15 protein-coding genes are annotated in these 16,333 nt (G+C 65.4%); 6 read left to right on the forward strand and 9 right to left on the reverse strand.

The window, feature by feature from the left end:
- Positions 1–4 precede the first annotated feature (4 nt).
- The 5 genes from ilvC to pheA all read right to left on the reverse strand — a co-directional run bounded on the left by ilvC (position 5) and on the right by pheA (position 4,232).
- Positions 5–1,021, reverse strand: coding sequence for a ketol-acid reductoisomerase (gene ilvC / locus AB2385_RS10425; protein ID WP_367654924.1), 1,017 nt, complete (start codon positions 1,019–1,021; stop codon positions 5–7).
- Positions 996–1,529 (reverse strand): acetolactate synthase small subunit, encoded by a 534-nt coding sequence (gene ilvN / locus AB2385_RS10430; RefSeq protein WP_367654925.1) that lies wholly within the window; start codon positions 1,527–1,529, stop codon positions 996–998. The genes ilvC and ilvN overlap by 26 nt, the downstream gene beginning before the upstream one ends.
- Before the next feature lie 584 nt (positions 1,530–2,113).
- Positions 2,114–2,944, reverse strand: a complete 831-nt coding sequence (locus AB2385_RS10435; protein ID WP_367654926.1) for an HD-GYP domain-containing protein — start codon at positions 2,942–2,944, stop codon at positions 2,114–2,116.
- Between the two features lie 3 nt (positions 2,945–2,947).
- Entirely contained in the window at positions 2,948–3,322 is a 375-nt protein-coding gene (locus tag AB2385_RS10440; RefSeq protein WP_367654927.1) for a PleD family two-component system response regulator, read from the reverse strand.
- Positions 3,323–3,398: 76 nt separating this feature from the next.
- Positions 3,399–4,232, reverse strand: coding sequence for a prephenate dehydratase (gene pheA, locus AB2385_RS10445; RefSeq protein ID WP_367654928.1), 834 nt, complete (start codon positions 4,230–4,232; stop codon positions 3,399–3,401).
- Between the two features lie 545 nt (positions 4,233–4,777).
- On the opposite strand from pheA, the gene AB2385_RS10450 reads away from it, so the two are divergent.
- Positions 4,778–5,308: a MarR family winged helix-turn-helix transcriptional regulator gene (locus tag AB2385_RS10450; RefSeq protein WP_367654929.1), complete on the forward strand. Its 531-nt coding sequence runs from the start codon at positions 4,778–4,780 to the stop codon at positions 5,306–5,308.
- An 87-nt stretch (positions 5,309–5,395) separates the two neighbouring features.
- Here the strand turns inward: AB2385_RS10450 and AB2385_RS10455 are convergent, their stop codons facing one another.
- Entirely contained in the window at positions 5,396–7,069 is a 1,674-nt protein-coding gene (locus AB2385_RS10455; RefSeq protein ID WP_367654930.1) for an oligosaccharide flippase family protein, read from the reverse strand.
- A gap of 125 nt (positions 7,070–7,194) precedes the next feature.
- Between AB2385_RS10455 and AB2385_RS10460 the strand changes: the two genes are divergently transcribed.
- Both AB2385_RS10460 and AB2385_RS10465 read left to right on the forward strand, forming a co-directional pair.
- Positions 7,195–8,457: an MFS transporter gene (locus AB2385_RS10460; protein WP_367654932.1), complete on the forward strand. Its 1,263-nt coding sequence runs from the start codon at positions 7,195–7,197 to the stop codon at positions 8,455–8,457.
- Between the two features lie 36 nt (positions 8,458–8,493).
- Entirely contained in the window at positions 8,494–9,060 is a 567-nt protein-coding gene (locus tag AB2385_RS10465; protein ID WP_367654933.1) for a TIGR00725 family protein, read from the forward strand.
- A 57-nt stretch (positions 9,061–9,117) separates the two neighbouring features.
- Here the strand turns inward: AB2385_RS10465 and rbsK are convergent, their stop codons facing one another.
- The 3 genes from rbsK to AB2385_RS10480 are packed head-to-tail and all read right to left on the reverse strand — an operon-like array spanning position 9,118 to position 12,632.
- Positions 9,118–10,671 carry a ribokinase gene (rbsK, locus tag AB2385_RS10470; protein ID WP_367654934.1) on the reverse strand — a complete coding sequence of 518 codons (1,554 nt, stop codon included), beginning with the start codon at positions 10,669–10,671 and terminating at the stop codon, positions 9,118–9,120.
- A gap of 25 nt (positions 10,672–10,696) precedes the next feature.
- Positions 10,697–11,587 carry a dihydrodipicolinate synthase family protein gene (locus AB2385_RS10475; protein WP_367654935.1) on the reverse strand — a complete coding sequence of 297 codons (891 nt, stop codon included), beginning with the start codon at positions 11,585–11,587 and terminating at the stop codon, positions 10,697–10,699.
- Positions 11,588–11,612: 25 nt separating this feature from the next.
- Entirely contained in the window at positions 11,613–12,632 is a 1,020-nt protein-coding gene (locus AB2385_RS10480; protein ID WP_367654936.1) for a LacI family DNA-binding transcriptional regulator, read from the reverse strand.
- Between the two features lie 665 nt (positions 12,633–13,297).
- Here AB2385_RS10480 and AB2385_RS10485 point away from each other — a divergent pair.
- The 3 genes from AB2385_RS10485 to AB2385_RS10495 all read left to right on the forward strand — a co-directional run bounded on the left by AB2385_RS10485 (position 13,298) and on the right by AB2385_RS10495 (position 16,243).
- Complete coding sequence (locus tag AB2385_RS10485) at positions 13,298–14,446, forward strand: sugar ABC transporter substrate-binding protein (protein ID WP_367654937.1); 1,149 nt, start codon at positions 13,298–13,300, stop codon at positions 14,444–14,446.
- Positions 14,447–14,533: 87 nt separating this feature from the next.
- A complete protein-coding gene (locus tag AB2385_RS10490; RefSeq protein ID WP_367654938.1) occupies positions 14,534–15,403 on the forward strand; it encodes a carbohydrate ABC transporter permease in 870 nt (289 codons plus the stop codon).
- Positions 15,404–15,412: 9 nt separating this feature from the next.
- Complete coding sequence (locus AB2385_RS10495) at positions 15,413–16,243, forward strand: carbohydrate ABC transporter permease (protein ID WP_367654939.1); 831 nt, start codon at positions 15,413–15,415, stop codon at positions 16,241–16,243.
- Positions 16,244–16,333: the final 90 nt, after the last annotated feature.

The following is a 16,333-nucleotide window of genomic DNA, read 5'->3' on the forward strand; positions in this document are numbered from 1 at the left end:
CGCTTTACTCGTTCCCCTGGGCGTTCACCGGCTTGGGCAGCCAGGGCATCATCGCCCGCAGCCGGGCCCCGACCTGCTCGATCGGGTGCTCCGCGTTCTGGCGCCGCAGGGCGTTGAACTGCGGCCGGCCCACCTGGTTCTCCACGATCCAGGTGCGGGCGAAGGAGCCGTTCTGGATCTCGGCCAGGATCTGCTTCATCCGCTCCTTCACCTCGGGGCCGATCACCCGGGGGCCGCTCACATAGTCGCCGAACTCGGCGGTGTCGCTGATGGAGTAACGCATGGCGGCCATGCCGCCCTCGTACATGAGGTCCACGATCAGCTTCAGCTCGTGCAGGCACTCGAAGTAAGCGATTTCGGGCGCATAGCCCGCCTCGGTGAGCACCTCGAAACCGTACTTCACCAGCTGGGTCATGCCGCCGCAGAGCACGGCCTGCTCGCCGAAGAGGTCGGACTCGCACTCTTCCTTGAAGGTGGTCTCGATCACCCCGGCCCGGGTGCCGCCGATGCCCTTCGCCCAGGCGAGCGCGATCTCCTTACAGCGGCCGGTGGCGTCCTGGTGCACCGCCAGCAGGCAGGGGACGCCCCGTCCTTCAAGATACTGCCGCCGGACCAGGTGGCCGGGCCCCTTGGGGGCGATCATGAAGACGTCCACGTCGGGGGGCGGCTGCACCTGGCCGAAGTGGATCGAAAAGCCGTGGCCGAAGCCGAGGGCCTTCCCGGGCCTGAGGTGCGGCCTGATCTCCCGCTCGTAGACCTCGCCCTGCTTCTCGTCGTTGATGAGGATCATGATCACGTCGGCCATCTCGGCCGCCACCGCCACCGGGGCGACGTTCAGGCCCGCCTGCTGCGCCCGCTCCCAGGAGGGACGGCCCTCCCGCAGGCCCACGGTCACGTCGAGCCCCGAATCCTTCAGGTTGAGTGCGTGGGCGTGGCCCTGGCTGCCGAAGCCGATGACCGCGATCTTCTTCCCCTGCAGGGCGCCCAGATTCGCATCAGAATCGTAGTACAGCCGCGTCATCGTACCGCTCCTCCCTCGTGAGCCTCACCGACTGTGCGCCGCGCGCCAGGGCGATGATGCCCGTGCGGGCCACTTCCTGCACGCCGAACTCCTGCGCCAGGCTGATGAGGGCCTCCACCTTGTCGTGGGTGCCCGTCACCTCGAGGATGACCGCCTCGTGGCCGACGTCCACCACGCTCGCCCGGAAGACCTGGGCCAGCTGGAGGATCTGGGGCCGCCGCACGGGGTCCGCGCTGACCTTGATGAGGGCCAGTTCGCGGGCCACGCTGCTCTCGGCGTCCAGGTCGATCACCCGGATCACCTCGATCAGCTTGTCAAGCTGCTTGGAGACCTGGTTGAGGGTGGGCTCGTCGCCCTCCACCACCAGGGTCATCCGGGAGATGGCCGGGTCGTCTGTCACCCCGACTGCAAGGCTCTCGATGTTGAACCCGCGCCGCCGAATCAGCCCTGCCACCCGCGCCAGCACGCCCGGATGGTTCTCCACCAACACCGCCAGGATGCGCTTCACCCGACCTCACCTCCTGTCATCGCCTGTACGTCGGAGAAAAAGAAAGATCCCCATCGCCCGGGTTCCCGAGCGATAGGGACGACTTGGCCTCGTGGTACCACCCTACTTCGCCCCTCCCGGCGCGGGGGAGGAGCCTCGTCTGCATAACGGCCCGGAGGCCGGCACCCACCTACTGACCGCACACGCCGGCCTTGCGGCCCGGCGGCGCCGGCGTTCAGCGGGGCAGCTACGGGGTGAGATTCGAACCGGGCAGGTACGGCCTTCCCAGCGCCGGCCGCTCTCTGGAACCCGCGGATCGGTTCTACTAGCCCCGTCATCGCTTTTCGCCCTATTGCAAATGGTGCCAGTGGTGCCCATTGGCCCACTCGCTTTGCTTTGCTAACGCGTTGGGGTATTGATTGGGATTGTACCCAGGTGTCACGATCGTGTCAACCACCTCTTGAACACTTTTTCACATTTTCCAAGGGGCGTGCGGACGACCGGGGCCCCGGAGACGCCGGCCATTCGTGCGCGCACAGAAGAAGGAGGACGGGCACTCCCGTCCTCCCGTGTTTGCTCTGTTTCCGTGTTCTCTCTGCTTCCGCCTAGACGGCGTAGAGTTCCAGCGAGGTCTCGCTCTCCAGCGCCTGGTGGATCAGCCCGTCCTCATACAGTCGCACGAACTCGGGCACCAGCTCGGGGTCGAACTGGGTGCCGGCACAGCGCGTGATCTCGGCGATGGCCACGTCCATGGCCAGCGGCGACCGGTAGACCCGGGCGCTGGTCATGGCGTCAAACGCGTCAACGATGGCCAGAATCCGCCCCTCCAGCGGGGTCTCCGGACCGGTTAGGCCCTGGGGATATCCCTTGCCGTCCCACCGCTCGTGGTGGCAGAGCACGAAGGGAATCGCGGGTACGAGCGCCTCGATCCCCTGCAGGATCTGTGCGCCGATCCGCGGGTGCTGTTTCATCAGTGCGTACTCGTCGGGGCTCAGGCGACCCGGCTTGCGCAGAATGGCATCCGGAACGCCAATCTTGCCGATGTCGTGAAGCAGTGCGCCCATCCGCGCAATGGAGAGCCGCTCCCGCTCCCAGCCCAGACGGGCGCAGAAAGCGAGCGTGATGCGGCTCACGCGGTCGGTATGGCCCCGGGTATACGGGTCGCGCGCTTCGATCGAGTTGGCCAGCGCACCCACCGTGGCCACCAGCAGCCGCTCCACCTCTACGGTGCGTTCCCGCACGAGCCGGTACTCCCGGTTCAGATCCTCGGCGTAGGTGATGAGCTGGGCCCGAAGGGCCTCCAGCTCGGCAGTGCTGCGCGCCAGTTGCGCCTTCACGTGGCCGAAGTCGTTCGCCAGGAGGAGGCTCTGCTCACGCCAGTAGCGGACCTCACGCTCCAACTCCACACGGGTCATGCACGCCACATCGTCTTTCATCGCTCAGTCCTCCACCGGACCGAGGAGCTGTTCGACCGCGCTGAGCAGGCGCAGGGGGCTGTACGGTTTGGACAGGTAGACGTCGGGCTCCCCCTCATCCCCGGTGGAACCCACGGGGGGCTCTTTCTCACTGAGCAGGATAACCGGCGTCGTTCCCGCCTTCGCACCTTGCTTGATGGCACGGCACACCTCGACACCGCTGATGCCAGGCATCGACTCGTCGAGGATGACGAGATCGGGCCTGTGCACCTCACGCAGTGCCAACGCCTGTACCCCCCCGGAGGCTTCAATGATCTGGTAGCGGGGGTCGTTCAGGGTGGCCCGGAGCAGGCTGCGGCGCGCATGGTTTGCGTCGGCGATGAGAATTTTCTTGGTCAAACGCCTTTCCTCCTTGAGGGAGTAACGCCACCAAGGATTGCTGTTCGCCGCGCAACGGACAAACTCCTCCTGAGCACTAGGAATAGGAGGAAGGCACCGCCCGCCGGAAAGAGCCCAGGACCTTGACGTAGTTCGCATACTGGGCCAGTTCGGCCAGGGCCTCGCGCACGGGCTCATCGTCCCGGTGGCCCTCGAAGTCGAGGTAGAACACGTACTCCCAGGGCTGGTTGCGCGCGGGACGGGACTCCAGCTTCAACAGGTTGATATTCCGCCGGGCCAGGGCCCCCAGCGCCTGGTAGAGCGACCCCGGCTGGTGGGCCAGAGCGAGGAAGAGCATGGTCTTCTGCGGCCCCTCCTCCCGCGGCGCCGGGGCGCGCTGCAGCTGCACGAACCGGGTGACGTTGTCGCGGATGGTCTGGATGGACTCTGCCAGAACCTCCAGCCCGTACCGCTCCGCGGCCCCCAGACCGGCCACCGCCGCCACTCCGGTCAGGTTCTGCTCCCGGATCATCTTGGCCGAGCCGGCCGTGTCGTAAGTGGCCACCACCTCGACGCCCAACTCCCGCAGGAAACGGTCGCACTGGGCCAGGGCCTGGGGATGGGAGATGACCCGGCGGATGTCGGCGAGGGACTGCCCCGGCAGGGCCATCAGCGCATGGTTCACGGGGTGGAGGATCTCGCCGGCGACGTAGAGGTCATACCGCCGCAGCAGGTCGTAGACCTCGTTGATGGAGCCGGCCTGGGAATTCTCCACCGGGGCGAGGCCGTAGTCCACCTTGCCGCTGGCCACAGCCTCGAAAAGATCCTGGAAGGACTTACAGGGATAGGGCTCCACCGACGGGCCGAACCGGGCGCGCACAGCCTCGTCGCCGTAGGCCCCCAGTTCCCCCTGGAAGGCGACAACCGCCATCGTGCTCACTCCTGAACCATGTTTTCCGGTAATTCTACCACACGTCTGCAATCAGGGCGAGCAGGATGGCATGGGAAACAGGGCTGGAGATGATGGTCTGGCCGTCACTCCTGTGGGTGGGAACGGGGCGGTGCGCAACATCTCGTACTGGAGTGGCCTAGTGCGGGCGGGCGTCGGCGTGGGCGTCGCTCTGGGCAGGCCCTGACTTTGCTTCACGTTGGACGCAGCCCAGTCCGGCGCCGACGGTTCGGACGTGCGACCAGCGCCGTGCAGATCCCACAAGGTTTCGTTCTGAGCAAATGTCCTAAACGCACAAAATCCGCAACACTCTCGTATGATTAGACGGTAAATGGGGATCATAGTGATAAGAGAGCGATCAGTCCCATGTGAACCTGCCTCGGAAGAAATGGAGGAATTGAACCCAGTTTCACGTACTCCCATTATTGACATTATTTGGTGAACATGGGATAATTGCTTCTGCGGATGCGTTGGTCCGGCCCCCGGCCACTAGGTCAAGGCCGTGACACAGAGAAAGAGAAAGGCTGGTGAATGGGTTGAGACAGCAGGCCGATTCGGCCCCGGCAGATCGTTTCACCCCGGAGAACATCCTGCCCCTTCTTCAGACCATCGCCGACCTGGTGGAGAAGCGCTGTCAACGCTTCCTCAGCCGCAACTACGGCCTGACGATGCCACAGTACCAGTTGCTCCTGGCGGCGATGGCAGGTGAGGCCACGACCCTCGGCAGCCTGGCCGACGAGCTGAACTGCTCGCGGGGCAACCTCACCGGCGTCGCCGACCGCCTGGAGCGTGACGGCTGGCTGGTGCGGGAGCGCAGCACGGAGGACCGGCGGGTCGTGAACATCCGGCTCACGGAGAAGGGCATGCGGGTCTGGGAGATCAAGGGCGCACTGGCCAAGGAGATGGCCGACATCGCCAAGATCTGGTCGCCCGACGAGATGATCATCATGCTGCGGGCGCTGGAGCGGCTCTACTACGAACTCAAGGGCGAGGCGCCCAAGGCGGGCGAGGACCTGCCCAAGGCCGCCGGCGAGACCCCCCGGACCGAGGCGATTTAAGGAGGGACCACCTGGTGACGCGCCAGGTGGTCTCCGCGCGACCAGAGCCGGTCCGCACCGCCGCCCCCGGCTCCGTCTCGTGTTCCCCTAGCTCCACGGCCACAGCATCGCCAGCCAGCGCTCCAGCCGGGGGGCAAACGGCCCGGCCATCGCCAGCAGTTCGGTCCGGGTGATGCTCCGGGTGGCGATCAGGGTCCCGCCGTAGAGCACGGGGGCCACCACCAGGGCCATGGCCAGCGCCTCCACCCTTCCCGCCGTCCCCCAGAGGGCGGCCGTCATCCCGGCCAGGCCCATGCCCATCACCAGCGAGGCCACCATCGGGCCCGTCAGGATCCGGCCCCACGGCAGCGGCTCGTCCAGCAGCCGCTCCAACTCCCGCGCGTTCAGCCAGAAGGCGGTGAGGAACATCGCCACCGAGGCCAGGGCCACGCCGTTCACATCCAGGCCCCGGATCGGCGCCAGGAGGGCGTCGAGGGCGAGCTTCAGGCCCATGGCCAGCGTCAGGTTGCGCATCGGAACGCCCGTCTCACCCAGGGCCTGCAGCTGGGCGACGGTCATCCACGTGAGCGGCCCCAGCAGGGCCACCGGACCCAGGTGCCGGAGCGGGTCGGCCGCCAGCGGCTCACCGAAGAGCAGGGCGATGGGCGTCGCCAGGACCATCGCACCGATGGCCACCGGCAGGCAGATCAGGCTCGCCGTGCGCAGCCCGATCAGCACCCGCTGCTGCACGCCGGGCCTGTCGCCGCGGGCCTGGGCGGCCGTGAGCGTGGGCACGATGGCGTTGGCCACGGCGTTGGTGAGCACGAAGGGGAACCAGACCACCTGCACCGCGATGCCCGCGAAGGCGCCATAGAGCGCGGTCGCCTGGGCGGGCGGGTAGCCGGCCCGGAGGAAGCCCCGTTGGACGATGGAGACGTCCAGCACGTTGAGCAGCGGCATGCTGACCGACCCGAGCGTGACGGGCCAGGCCAGCCGCAGCATCCGGAGCCCCAGCCTGCGCGGTGCCCCGGCCGGGTCGGCCCCCTCCACCCTGCGCAGCCTCCCGGTCTTTGGCGTGCCAGCCCGCCTGCCGGCCCCGGTCGCCGCAGGCCCGGCTCCTCCGCTGACCGGAGTGCCTGCCTCCTCCGCGGCCCGCTCCCGGCCGAGCCGCCAGAGCATGAAGAGCACCGAGGCCAGGGCGCCGGCCGTGATGCCCAGGGCCGCCCCTGCCGCGGCGTACTCCAGACCCAGCGGCAGGAGGAGCATGGCGGCGCCCATGGTGACGGCGATCTTGGTGCCCTGCTCCAGCACCGAGGCGACGGCGCTGGGGGTCATCTGCTTCTGCCCCTGCAGGTAGTGGCGGAACACAGAGTCGAGACCGTTCAAGATCACCGCCGGCGCCAGCGCGACCAGCGGCCAGTAGGAGCGGGCGTCGCCCAGGGCGCGGGCCAGGAGGGGCGCCCCGGCCAGCATCAGGCAGGCGGCGGCCCCCCCGGCCAGCAGGCTGTAGGTGAGGGCCAGGCGCAGTACCCGGTGGACCACATCCCACCGGCCCCGCTCGTCGTACTCGGCCACGAGGTTCTGCACCGCCACCGGCACGCCGCCCACGGCCAGGTGGAGCAGGGCGTTGTAGGCGGGCAGGGCCATCTGGTAGATGCCCAGACCCTCGGAGCCGATCATGCGGGTGAGGGGAAGCCGGACCAGGAGGTTGCCGATCTTGATGAACAGCCCGGCCAGCGCCAGGGCCGCGGCGCCCCGGACCACCGACTCCTTCCGGCTCATGCTCGTCCCCCCTCCAGGGGAGGGTATGCGGCACGTGTGCGGAAGATGATGGACAGGGGTCGCGGCAGGAGTTCGCCTCCGATTGGCTAATCCAGTCACTATTCGGGGAGGCGAACTATATCTTCATGGATCAGGCACAGCGGAACCTCTATGTGCTCTGGCTGGGCGTTTTCTGCACGTCCAGCAGCTTTTCGCTGGTGATGCCGTTTCTGCCCCGCTTCATCGGGGAACTGGGCGTGACCGAGAACCTCTACACCTGGTCGGGCATCATCTTCGCCGTCACCTTTCTCTCCAGTTCGATCATGTCGCCCATCTGGGGCAACCTGGCGGACCGCTACGGACGCAAGCCCATGCTGGTGCGAGCGGGCATCGCGCTGGGCGTGATCTACTATCTGATGAGCTTCGTCACCAGCCACTGGCAGCTGCTGTGGCTGCGGGTGCTCAACGGCGCCCTCTCGGGCTTCAACCCGTCGGCCATCGCGCTGGTGGCCACCAACACGCCGGAGGACCGGGTGGGCCGCTACCTGGCCATCATCCAGACCGGCATCGCGACGGGCACCATCATGGGCCCCCTCCTGGGCGGCACCCTGGCCGAACTGGTGGGCATCCGCTGGACCATGCGGGTGGCCGGCACGCTGGACCTGCTGGCCGTCCTGCTCGTGGTGCTGGTGGTGAAAGAGAAGATTATCGGCCTGGGAAAGGCCCGCACCAGCGTGATCGCGGACATCAGGCTGGCCGTCTCCAACCGGCGGCTGGCCGCGCTGATGGTGTCGGCCCTGCTGATTCAGGCCTCGCTGCAGTCCCTGCAGCCGATCCTCTCGAACTTCGTCCCCACCCTGGCGCAGGAGGGTTGGGTCACGGCCATCACCCACCTGCTCTTCGGCGCCGGGGAGGCGACCGACTTCGTCGTGGGTCTCATCTTCGCCCTCCCGGCCATCGCCACGGTGCTGACAGCCGCCCGCTGGGCTCAGGTGGGCGAGCGCATCGGCTTTGCACGCCTGCTCTCACTGGGTCTGGTGGTGGCGGGGCTCCTGGTCCTGCCGCAGTCGCTGGTCCGGACGGTGGGCTGGCTGATGCTGCTCCGCTTCGTCTTCGGCATGGCCACGGCAGCGGTGCAGCCGTCGGTCAACTCGGCGCTGGCGGAGGTGGTCCACCCCTCCTTCCGGGGACGGGCGTACGGCATCAACAACAGTGCGATGAACCTGGGCTCCGTGGTGGGCCCGTCGCTGGGCGGCTGGGTGGCCGACACCCTGGGCCCCCGCGCGGTCTTCGTGGTGACGGGCGTGACGATGATGGCCGCCGCAGCCTGGGTGCAGCGGATGCTGGTGAACCGCAGCCCGGACGAGCCGCTGGTGGGCACGCCGGAGGAGGAGATGGCTCACACGTAGGGGCCGCCGGCGTAATCCGTACCAGGGGGGATGAACATGGTCCTGCGGATCGGCGTCATCGGACAGTCGGGGCCCATCAGCGAGGAGATGCGGGCGGCGGCGTACGCCGTCGGCCGGGCCATCGCCGCCCGGGGGGCGCTGCTGTTCACGGGCGGCCGGGACGGCGTAGTGGCCGCCGCCAGCGAGGGCGCCCGCTCGGCGGGCGGCGTGACGGTCGGGATCCTGCCGGGCGACGACCTGCGGGAGGCCAATCCGTACGTCACCGTGCCGGTCACCACCGGGCTCACGTTCCAGGGGCGGAGCGAGGTGCTGATCCACGCTGCCGACGCCTTCATCATCGTGGGGGGCGGGGCCGGGACGCTCGCGGAGATCGCTGTCGCCTACCTGCACCGGAAGCCGCTGGTGGCCCTGCGGGGCGTGGGGGGCTGGGGCGACCGGCTCCCGACGGCACTGGTGGAGGGGTGCTATCTGGATCACCGGCGGCTGGTGCCGATTCACTTTGTGGAGGACCCGGAGGAGGCAGTGGCGCTGGCGGTGGAGTTGTGCAAGTGCGAGCCGTCCGAGCGGCGACCGCGCCCCCATGGTCTCGGTGATGTTCCGTAAACTGCGCGTACGCGTCAAAGCTGGCCGGGGCTCGGCCCCGGCCAGCTTTTTTCACACTCAGCGCACCGAGTGGGTCGCCAACAGCTCGTCCACTTCGGCGGCTGTGGGCATGGAAGGCATGGCACCCAGGCGGGTGGTGGCCAGCGCACCGGCTGCGTTGGCCCGCAGGAGCGCCTTGTCCGTGGGCATCCCCTGCGCAAGGGAGGCAGCCAGGGTGCCCACGAAGGCGTCTCCGGCCCCGGTGGTGTCGACCGGCTGTACGGGAAACGGCGGGAGGTGCCACTCCCCCTCCGCGTTGACCCGGAAGCAGCCCCGGGAGCCGAGGGTGATGATCACCTCTGAGGGCCCCAGCGCAAGCAGCTTCCGCGCCGCCTCACGCACACCGTCCATCGTATCCGTGTTGATCCCCGTGAGTGCGGCGGCCTCCACCTCGTTGGGAATCAGCACGTCGGTGGACGCCAGCAACTCCTCGGGGAAAGAGCCGGCCGGGGCAGGGTTCAGAATCACGAGGCACCCGTGCTCCTTTCCCAGCCGGGCGGCCTCCACGGTGGCCGGCAGAGCAATCTCGCCCTGGAGCACGACCACCCTTGCCGCTTCGAACACTGGCCGGGCTGCCTGCACATCCTCCGGGGTGACCCGCTGATTCGCCTGTGGAACAATGATGATGCTGTTCTGGCCAGTCGTGTCAATTACAGGCGTGGCCACCCCCGTGCCATGCTCCGCGTCGCGGCGGACGTACCGTGCGTCGACGCCTTCCGCGGTCAGTACCTCCATGAACCGGTCGCCGAAGGCGTCCCGGCCCAGGCGCCCGACCATCGCGCACGGAGCGCCGATCCGGCTGGCCGCGATCGCCTGGTTGAAACCCTTCCCCCCGGGGAACATGGACAGGCTGTCTCCAACCAGGGTCTCACCCGGTTGCGGCCGCCGCTGTGCGCGCACGACCACGTCCATCATGAAGGAGCCCACGACGACCACCGCAGGGGAGGTCTGCCGGGCCACGGGCCCCGGGGTCGTCGCCTGCTTTTCCTGTTCCAACTGCTTGCCCAGCGCTCCGCCGGGATGGAAGCGGTGGAAATCCTCCCGGGAGAAGCCGCGCCTCGCCATGAGCGCAATCGCCAGGGCATCACCCAGCGCCAGCGTGGCCGTCGTGGACACCGTGGGGGCCAAGCCGAGAGGGTCTCCCTCGGCCTCGACCCGGGTGAGCAGGACGACATCCGCCATGCGCGCCAGCGTGCAGTCCGGGCGGGCCGTCATCGCGATGACCTTCGGGCCGATGGGGGCAAGAGCCTTCACGGCCACGACCGTCTCCGCGGTCTCCCCGCTGTGTGAGATCGCAATAACCACGTCGTCCCGGGTGATCATGCCCAGGTCGCCGTGCATCGCCTCGGTGGCGTGCACGAAAGTGGCTGTGGTGCCCGTACTGGCCATGGTGGCGGCGAGCTTGCGGCCGATATGGCCACTCTTGCCCACGCCGAGGAAAACCACACGGCCACGGCAGCGCTCAATGAGGGCCACAGCTTCGACAAAGCTATCATCCAGCGACTGCGCCAGTCGGAGTACTGATTCGCCCTCGAGGCGCAGGAGCCGCCTTGCACTCTCCAGTGCTTTCATCGCAGATCTCCCCCCGGCGGTGCGGCTACCGAAGGATGCCCAGCGCCTGCATGTCCTTCCGCAGTTGCTCGATCTTCTCAGGCGACAGTGCCGTGTTGGGCGCGCAGACCGCGGGAGAGCCGAACCCGAGCAGATGCATGGCGGCCTTCCAGCCGGCCGGCCACGGATCGCGCGTCACCAGCTTGACGAAGGCCATCAACTGCCTGTGAATCGAAAGGGCCTTGGTGCGGTCTCCCTCCTGGATGGCGTTCCACAGCCCCACGCTGTACTCCGGTACCAGGCTGGGCGTCGGCGACATCGACCCCTCGCTGCCAGACCAGAGCGCCGCGTGCATGAAGTCTTCCCAGGACTGGAACACGGTGAACTCGGTGCGTTCCATGGCCAGGAGGGCCTGGTGGTACGCAAAGTCGCCGCCGCTGTCCTTGATGCCGACGATACGGGGATCCTGGGCCAGGCGCTCCACGGTGGGCAGTTCAATCTTCACCTTGGTGACGCCAGGATAGTTATAGAGGACGATCGGAAAGTCGCAGCGCTCCACCACGGTCTCATAGTGGCGGATGACCTGTTCCTGGGTCATGGGAATGTAGAAGGGCGGGCAGAGGAGGGCGCCGTCTGCCCCCAGCCGCTTGGCCCGGAGGGTGGACTGTACGGCCAGGTTAGTGCCGGGCTCGCCGGTTCCCACCAGCACGGGCACCCGGCCCCGGGCGGCCGCCACCACCGCCGCGATGGCCTTTTCCTGCTCCTCCCGCTCCAGCAGGGGCCCCTCGCCGTTGGAGCCCAGTACGACCAAGCCGTGAACGCCTCCGGCAATAGCGTGCTCAGTCTCGGCCTTCAACGCGGGCACATCAACTCGTTCGTCAGACGTGGTGGGAGTGAGCAGAATCGCGTAGACGCCAAAAAACCGAGAAGTAGACATGACTCCGGCTCCTTTCTCACAAGTCTTATCTGCGTTTGGTGGATCCTCCAATGGTAGATCGCCGGATGGTCAGCGTTGGCTCGAGCACAACCCTGCGCGGAATGGTGACGTTTCCTTCCATCCTTTCCAGTAACAGTTGAACGGCGATGGTGCCGAAGGTGTAAGCTGGCTGCTGCGTCACCGTCAGGAACGGGTCGAGCATGGAGGCCAGCTCCACGTCGTCAAAACAGCACACGGCAATCTCATCGGGAATGCGAACCCCGGCCTGGCGGAAGCCAAGCACCAGGCCAACCGCCTGGGCGTTGTTCGAACAGAAGACGGCCGTGGGCCTTTCGGGGAGCTCCAAGATGGTGCGACTGGCCATCATCCCCCCTTCCTTCGTGTAGGGAACCTCCACCTCCAGGCTCGGGTCGTGCTCCACCCCCGCCGCCGCCACAGTCTCCAGGAAGCTTCTGCGCCGGTCGCGGGCGGTCGATATCGTCTGCGGCCCCGCAACCAGGGCGATGCGCCGGTGGCCCAGTCCCAGCAGGTGCTCTACCAGCGCTCTCGTCCCGGCCACGCTGTCGCTGGTGACGAGGTCCACGTCGTCAACCCCTTCTACGCGCCGGTCCACAAGCACTACAGGCACTTGGTTGCTCTGCAGAAAGTCGAGACTTCCCTTTGAAGAGTCACCCACAGGCGCCATGACGAGCGCATCTACTTTTGAGGCGACGAGGGTTTCGATATACTCCCGCTCCTTCTTCGGATCTTCATCCGAGTTGCAGAGCAGAACTTTGTAATGGCTCTTGCGAGCGGCATCTTCGACGCCGCGGGCAATTGTGGTAAAGAACGGGTTTGTGATATCTGGGATGATCAGGCCCAGCACGTTCGTGTGGCCCTGCACCAAACTGCGCGCGATTTGATTCGGAACGTAGTTCAGTTCCTCAATAGCACGGAGCACGCGTTCCCGCGTGGCCGGACTAACGCGCCCGGTGCCGTTCAGAACCCTGGAGACGGTCATAGGCGATACGCCAGCCCGCTCTGCAACATCCACGATCCGTGCCATATGTTCACCTCAGTGTTAACGATATCACCGAAATTGACACCTGGCAAGGGGATTTTTGTGCTCTGTTGTTTGACAAAGAAGTACAGTCGGTTACCGATTTGTACTGGAAGGCGGACCAGGCCGACGACAGCCGGCTCTCACCTCCTCGGTCTCACGCGCCCGATCCGGCCGCAGAAACCAAGTGTGCTGCGCCTTCTCGACACGAAAGAGGCCTTGCACACCGGAAGTGGCCCGACAGGACCAGTGCTCAATGAGCCATCGGAATTGCTCCCTCCCATACTATTTTACCCTTGACTCGCATAGTTGCCAATCGTATACTCGAGTTAGCGTTAACCCGACTGACCCCGCAGATCAGAAGGGAAAACCAACCACAGCACCTGTTAATCGGTCCCGCAACTCAGTCAACCAACCTTCACATGGGAACCAAACTTCAAAGGGGGATCTGTGTGAAAAGAGGACTATCTCTGGCAGTGCTCGTCGCTCTGATCACCAGTCTCGTGGCAGGATGCAGTGGCAGTTCTGGAACAACCTCGTCCCAGTCGACCACCCCTTCGACCAGCAGCGGGAGCCAAACCACAGCAGCCCCGAAGACGGAGAGCAGCAGCGGCACGCCGGCCAAACTGACGGTCTGGGTTAAGAAGCAGCTCGTCGAGGAACAGAACACGATGATCGTCGAACGGGCGAAACAGTTCGGCAAGGAGCACAACGTGGAAGTCTCGGTCGAGGCCATCGCGTATGAGGACTTCTTCCCCAAGTGGACAGCTGCCATCGAGTCGGGCAACACGCCGGACGTCTCGTTCTTCGGCTACCAGGAAGTCGGTCAGTTCTACGCCCAGGGCGTCCTTGAGGAGACCACCGACTTGGTGAAGCGCATCGAGGAGAAGAACGGACCGCTGTACGACAGCATGAAGTCCGCCGTGACGTTCGACGGTAAGATGTACGGCGTCCCGTTCTGGGCCGAGTCCATGGTCCTCTACTATCGCAAGGACCTGTTCGAGAAGGCCGGCCTCCAGGGTCCGCCTGAGACCTGGGAGCAGTTCCGGGAGTACGCCAAGCTCCTCACCGATCCCGCCAACGGGATCTACGGCGCCGGCATCGGTTACGGCAAGGGCAACTCCGACGCTGAGTGGTTCACCCGGTCCGTCATCTGGTCGTACGGCGGCAGCGTCGACGCCAAGGACGGCGTGGTCATCGTGAACTCGCCGGAAACTGTGGAGGCTGCCCAGTTCATCGTCGACATCTTCCTGAAGGACCAGACGACCCCGCCCAGCGCCGTCGGCTGGGATGACAGCGGTAACAACCGGGCCTACCTCTCCGGCCAGGCTGCTATGATCTTCAACACCGGCAGCGTGCTGAACACCGTGAAGAACGAGGACCCGGAGCTGTACGCCAACACCGGCATCGCCCCCATGCCCGCCGGCCCGAAGGGCTCGTTCATCCCAGGCATCAGCAACAACTTCGGCATCTTCAAGAACTCGAAGAACAAGGAACTGGCCAAGGAGTTCATCGCGTACCTGTTGGATGCAGACTGGTACCGGACCTGGATCGAAACGGGCGTTCCGCTCAACTGCCCCGTCTATCCGGCCCTGGCCGAAGAGTCCATCTGGCAGGATCCCTACTACAAGGGCTTCGTGGAGTCCGTCCCGAGCTTCAAGTTCCTCGGCTATCCCAGCGACTACTCGCCGGCCGCCGGTGAGGTGTACAACCTCCGGTACGTCAACGATGCGTTCATGAGCATGCTGGTGGACAACGTCACACCCGCCAAGGCCATCGCCACGCTGCACGACCAAGTCGAGAGTGTCTACAACAAGTAGCAACCAGTCCGGCACAACCGATGTGGAGGGGCTCCGACCCCTCCGCATCCCTTCCCAAACAGTATCAACTAGGCGGGTGCCAAATTCATGACGAGACAACAGAACAGGCTCGCATACTTTCTGATGAGCCCAGTACTCATCTACCTGCTGGCCGTGATGCTGGTGCCGTTTGGCTGGGCCGTCTACGTGAGCCTTACAGACAAGATGGTCGGAGCGCCAGCCACATTCATCGGGCTGGGCAACTACGTTGAGCTGTTCAGGGATAAGTACTTCTGGCGAGCCGTGGTCAACACCCTGATTTTTACCGGGGTTGCCGTTGTGCTCAAGGTTGTCTTCGGCATGGTCATGGCCCTCGTCCTGAATGAAGAGTTGCCACTCCGCAACCTGTTCCGCGTGCTCCTCTTCCTCCCCTGGACGATGCCCACGGTCGTGTCGGTCTTCTCCTGGCAGTGGATGTACTCCGACGTGGGCGGCGTGCTCAACTTCCTGCTCACTCGTACGGGACTCCTCGATCAGCCCGTCGGCTGGCTCTCCACACCCCGCTTGGCGATGTTATCGGTAATCCTGGTGAACGTGTGGCGCGGCACACCGTTCCTTGGCATCGCCATCCTGGCCGGCATGCAGGCCATTCCCAAAGACATTTACGAAGCCGCTCAGGTCGACGGCGCCAACGCCATCTACAAGTTCTTCCGTATCACCCTGCCGCTGGTGCGGGACGTCACCGTCCTGGCTGCCGTCATCACCACGATCTGGACGCTGAACGACTTCGAGATCATCTGGCTGCTGACCCGCGGCGGTCCGGCCAATGCCACGCAGGTATTCTCCACGTACAGCTACACCATCGGCTTCCTGAACATGAACCTGGGCAAGGCCATCGCCATCTCCGTGATCTCCCTGCCCCCGCTAATCTGGCTGATCAACATCGTCACGAAGAAGACGCTGGCAGCCAACCAGTAGGTGAGGAATATGAAGATCGTGCATTTCCTCAGGAAACGGCTGATTCTCTGGTGCACGCTTGCCGTTATGTTGGTGTTCGCCCTCTTCCCCATCTACTGGATGCTGAACACGTCGTTCAAGACCACGCGTGAGATCTACCGGATGACCCCCACCTTCTGGCCGGAGCAGTTTGTCTGGACCGGATACCAGAAACTCTTCGCGTCGGGATTCCTGAACAACGTGAAGAACAGCCTCGTGGTAGCCATGATCGTCACCGTCGTGTCGATCTTCTTCGCCATGCTGGCTGCCTACGCCATCGCCAAGCTCAGCTTCCGGGGACGGGAGATCATCTCCAAGTCGATCCTCTATGCCTATCTGATGCCACGCTCCATCATGTTCATCCCCCTGTACATGCTGGTGACGTCGGCGGGCCTGGCGGACTCCATCTACGGCTTGATGCTGGTCTACCCAACCATCACGGTACCCTACGCCACCTGGATGCTCATCTCGTACTTCACGTCCATTCCCGATGAGATTGAGGAGGCCGCCATGATTGACGGCTGCTCCCGTTTCGGCTCGATGTTCCGGGTGGTGTTCCCGCTCTCGGCCCCGGGCATTTCCGCCACGGCGATCTTCTCCTTCACGCTGTGCTGGAGTGAGTACCTGTACGCCCTGGTGATTGTGTCCAAGGCCGCACAGAAGACGATCCCGCTGGCCCTTTCGGACATGGTGGTGGCCGACGTAGCCGCCTGGGGTCCCCTCATGGCCGGCTCCATCGTCGCCGCCATCCCGGTGATGATCCTGTACCTGCTTGTCTCACGCAACATGGTAAGCGGCATGACGCTCGGAGGGATTAAGTAATGAAGGTGCTGGTGACGGCCACCAACTATTCAGTGCTCTGTCAGGAGGCCAAGCAGCTGCTCCTCAGCCACGGCTGCGAGATCATCGAGA

This window comes from Symbiobacterium sp., assembly GCF_040797425.1.
In the GTDB taxonomy this organism is placed as follows: Bacteria; Bacillota; Sulfobacillia; order Symbiobacteriales; family Symbiobacteriaceae; genus Symbiobacterium.

Bases quoted from the DNA above. Each gene is read 5' to 3' on its own strand.
- AB2385_RS10495 (WP_367654939.1), top strand. From the start codon at position 15,413: ATGAAGATCGTGCATTTCCTCAGGAAACGGCTGATTCTCTGGTGCACG.
- rbsK (WP_367654934.1), bottom strand. From the start codon at position 10,671: ATGAAAGCACTGGAGAGTGCAAGGCGGCTCCTGCGCCTCGAGGGCGAA.
- AB2385_RS10435 (WP_367654926.1), bottom strand. From the start codon at position 2,944: ATGAAAGACGATGTGGCGTGCATGACCCGTGTGGAGTTGGAGCGTGAG.
- AB2385_RS10465 (WP_367654933.1), top strand. From the start codon at position 8,494: ATGGTCCTGCGGATCGGCGTCATCGGACAGTCGGGGCCCATCAGCGAG.
- AB2385_RS10480 (WP_367654936.1), bottom strand. From the start codon at position 12,632: ATGGCACGGATCGTGGATGTTGCAGAGCGGGCTGGCGTATCGCCTATG.
- AB2385_RS10455 (WP_367654930.1), bottom strand. From the start codon at position 7,069: ATGAGCCGGAAGGAGTCGGTGGTCCGGGGCGCCGCGGCCCTGGCGCTG.
- AB2385_RS10485 (WP_367654937.1), top strand. From the start codon at position 13,298: ATGATCGTCGAACGGGCGAAACAGTTCGGCAAGGAGCACAACGTGGAA.
- pheA (WP_367654928.1), bottom strand. From the start codon at position 4,232: ATGGCGGTTGTCGCCTTCCAGGGGGAACTGGGGGCCTACGGCGACGAG.
- AB2385_RS10475 (WP_367654935.1), bottom strand. From the start codon at position 11,587: ATGTCTACTTCTCGGTTTTTTGGCGTCTACGCGATTCTGCTCACTCCC.
- ilvC (WP_367654924.1), bottom strand. From the start codon at position 1,021: ATGACGCGGCTGTACTACGATTCTGATGCGAATCTGGGCGCCCTGCAG.
- AB2385_RS10460 (WP_367654932.1), top strand. From the start codon at position 7,195: ATGGATCAGGCACAGCGGAACCTCTATGTGCTCTGGCTGGGCGTTTTC.
- AB2385_RS10490 (WP_367654938.1), top strand. From the start codon at position 14,534: ATGACGAGACAACAGAACAGGCTCGCATACTTTCTGATGAGCCCAGTA.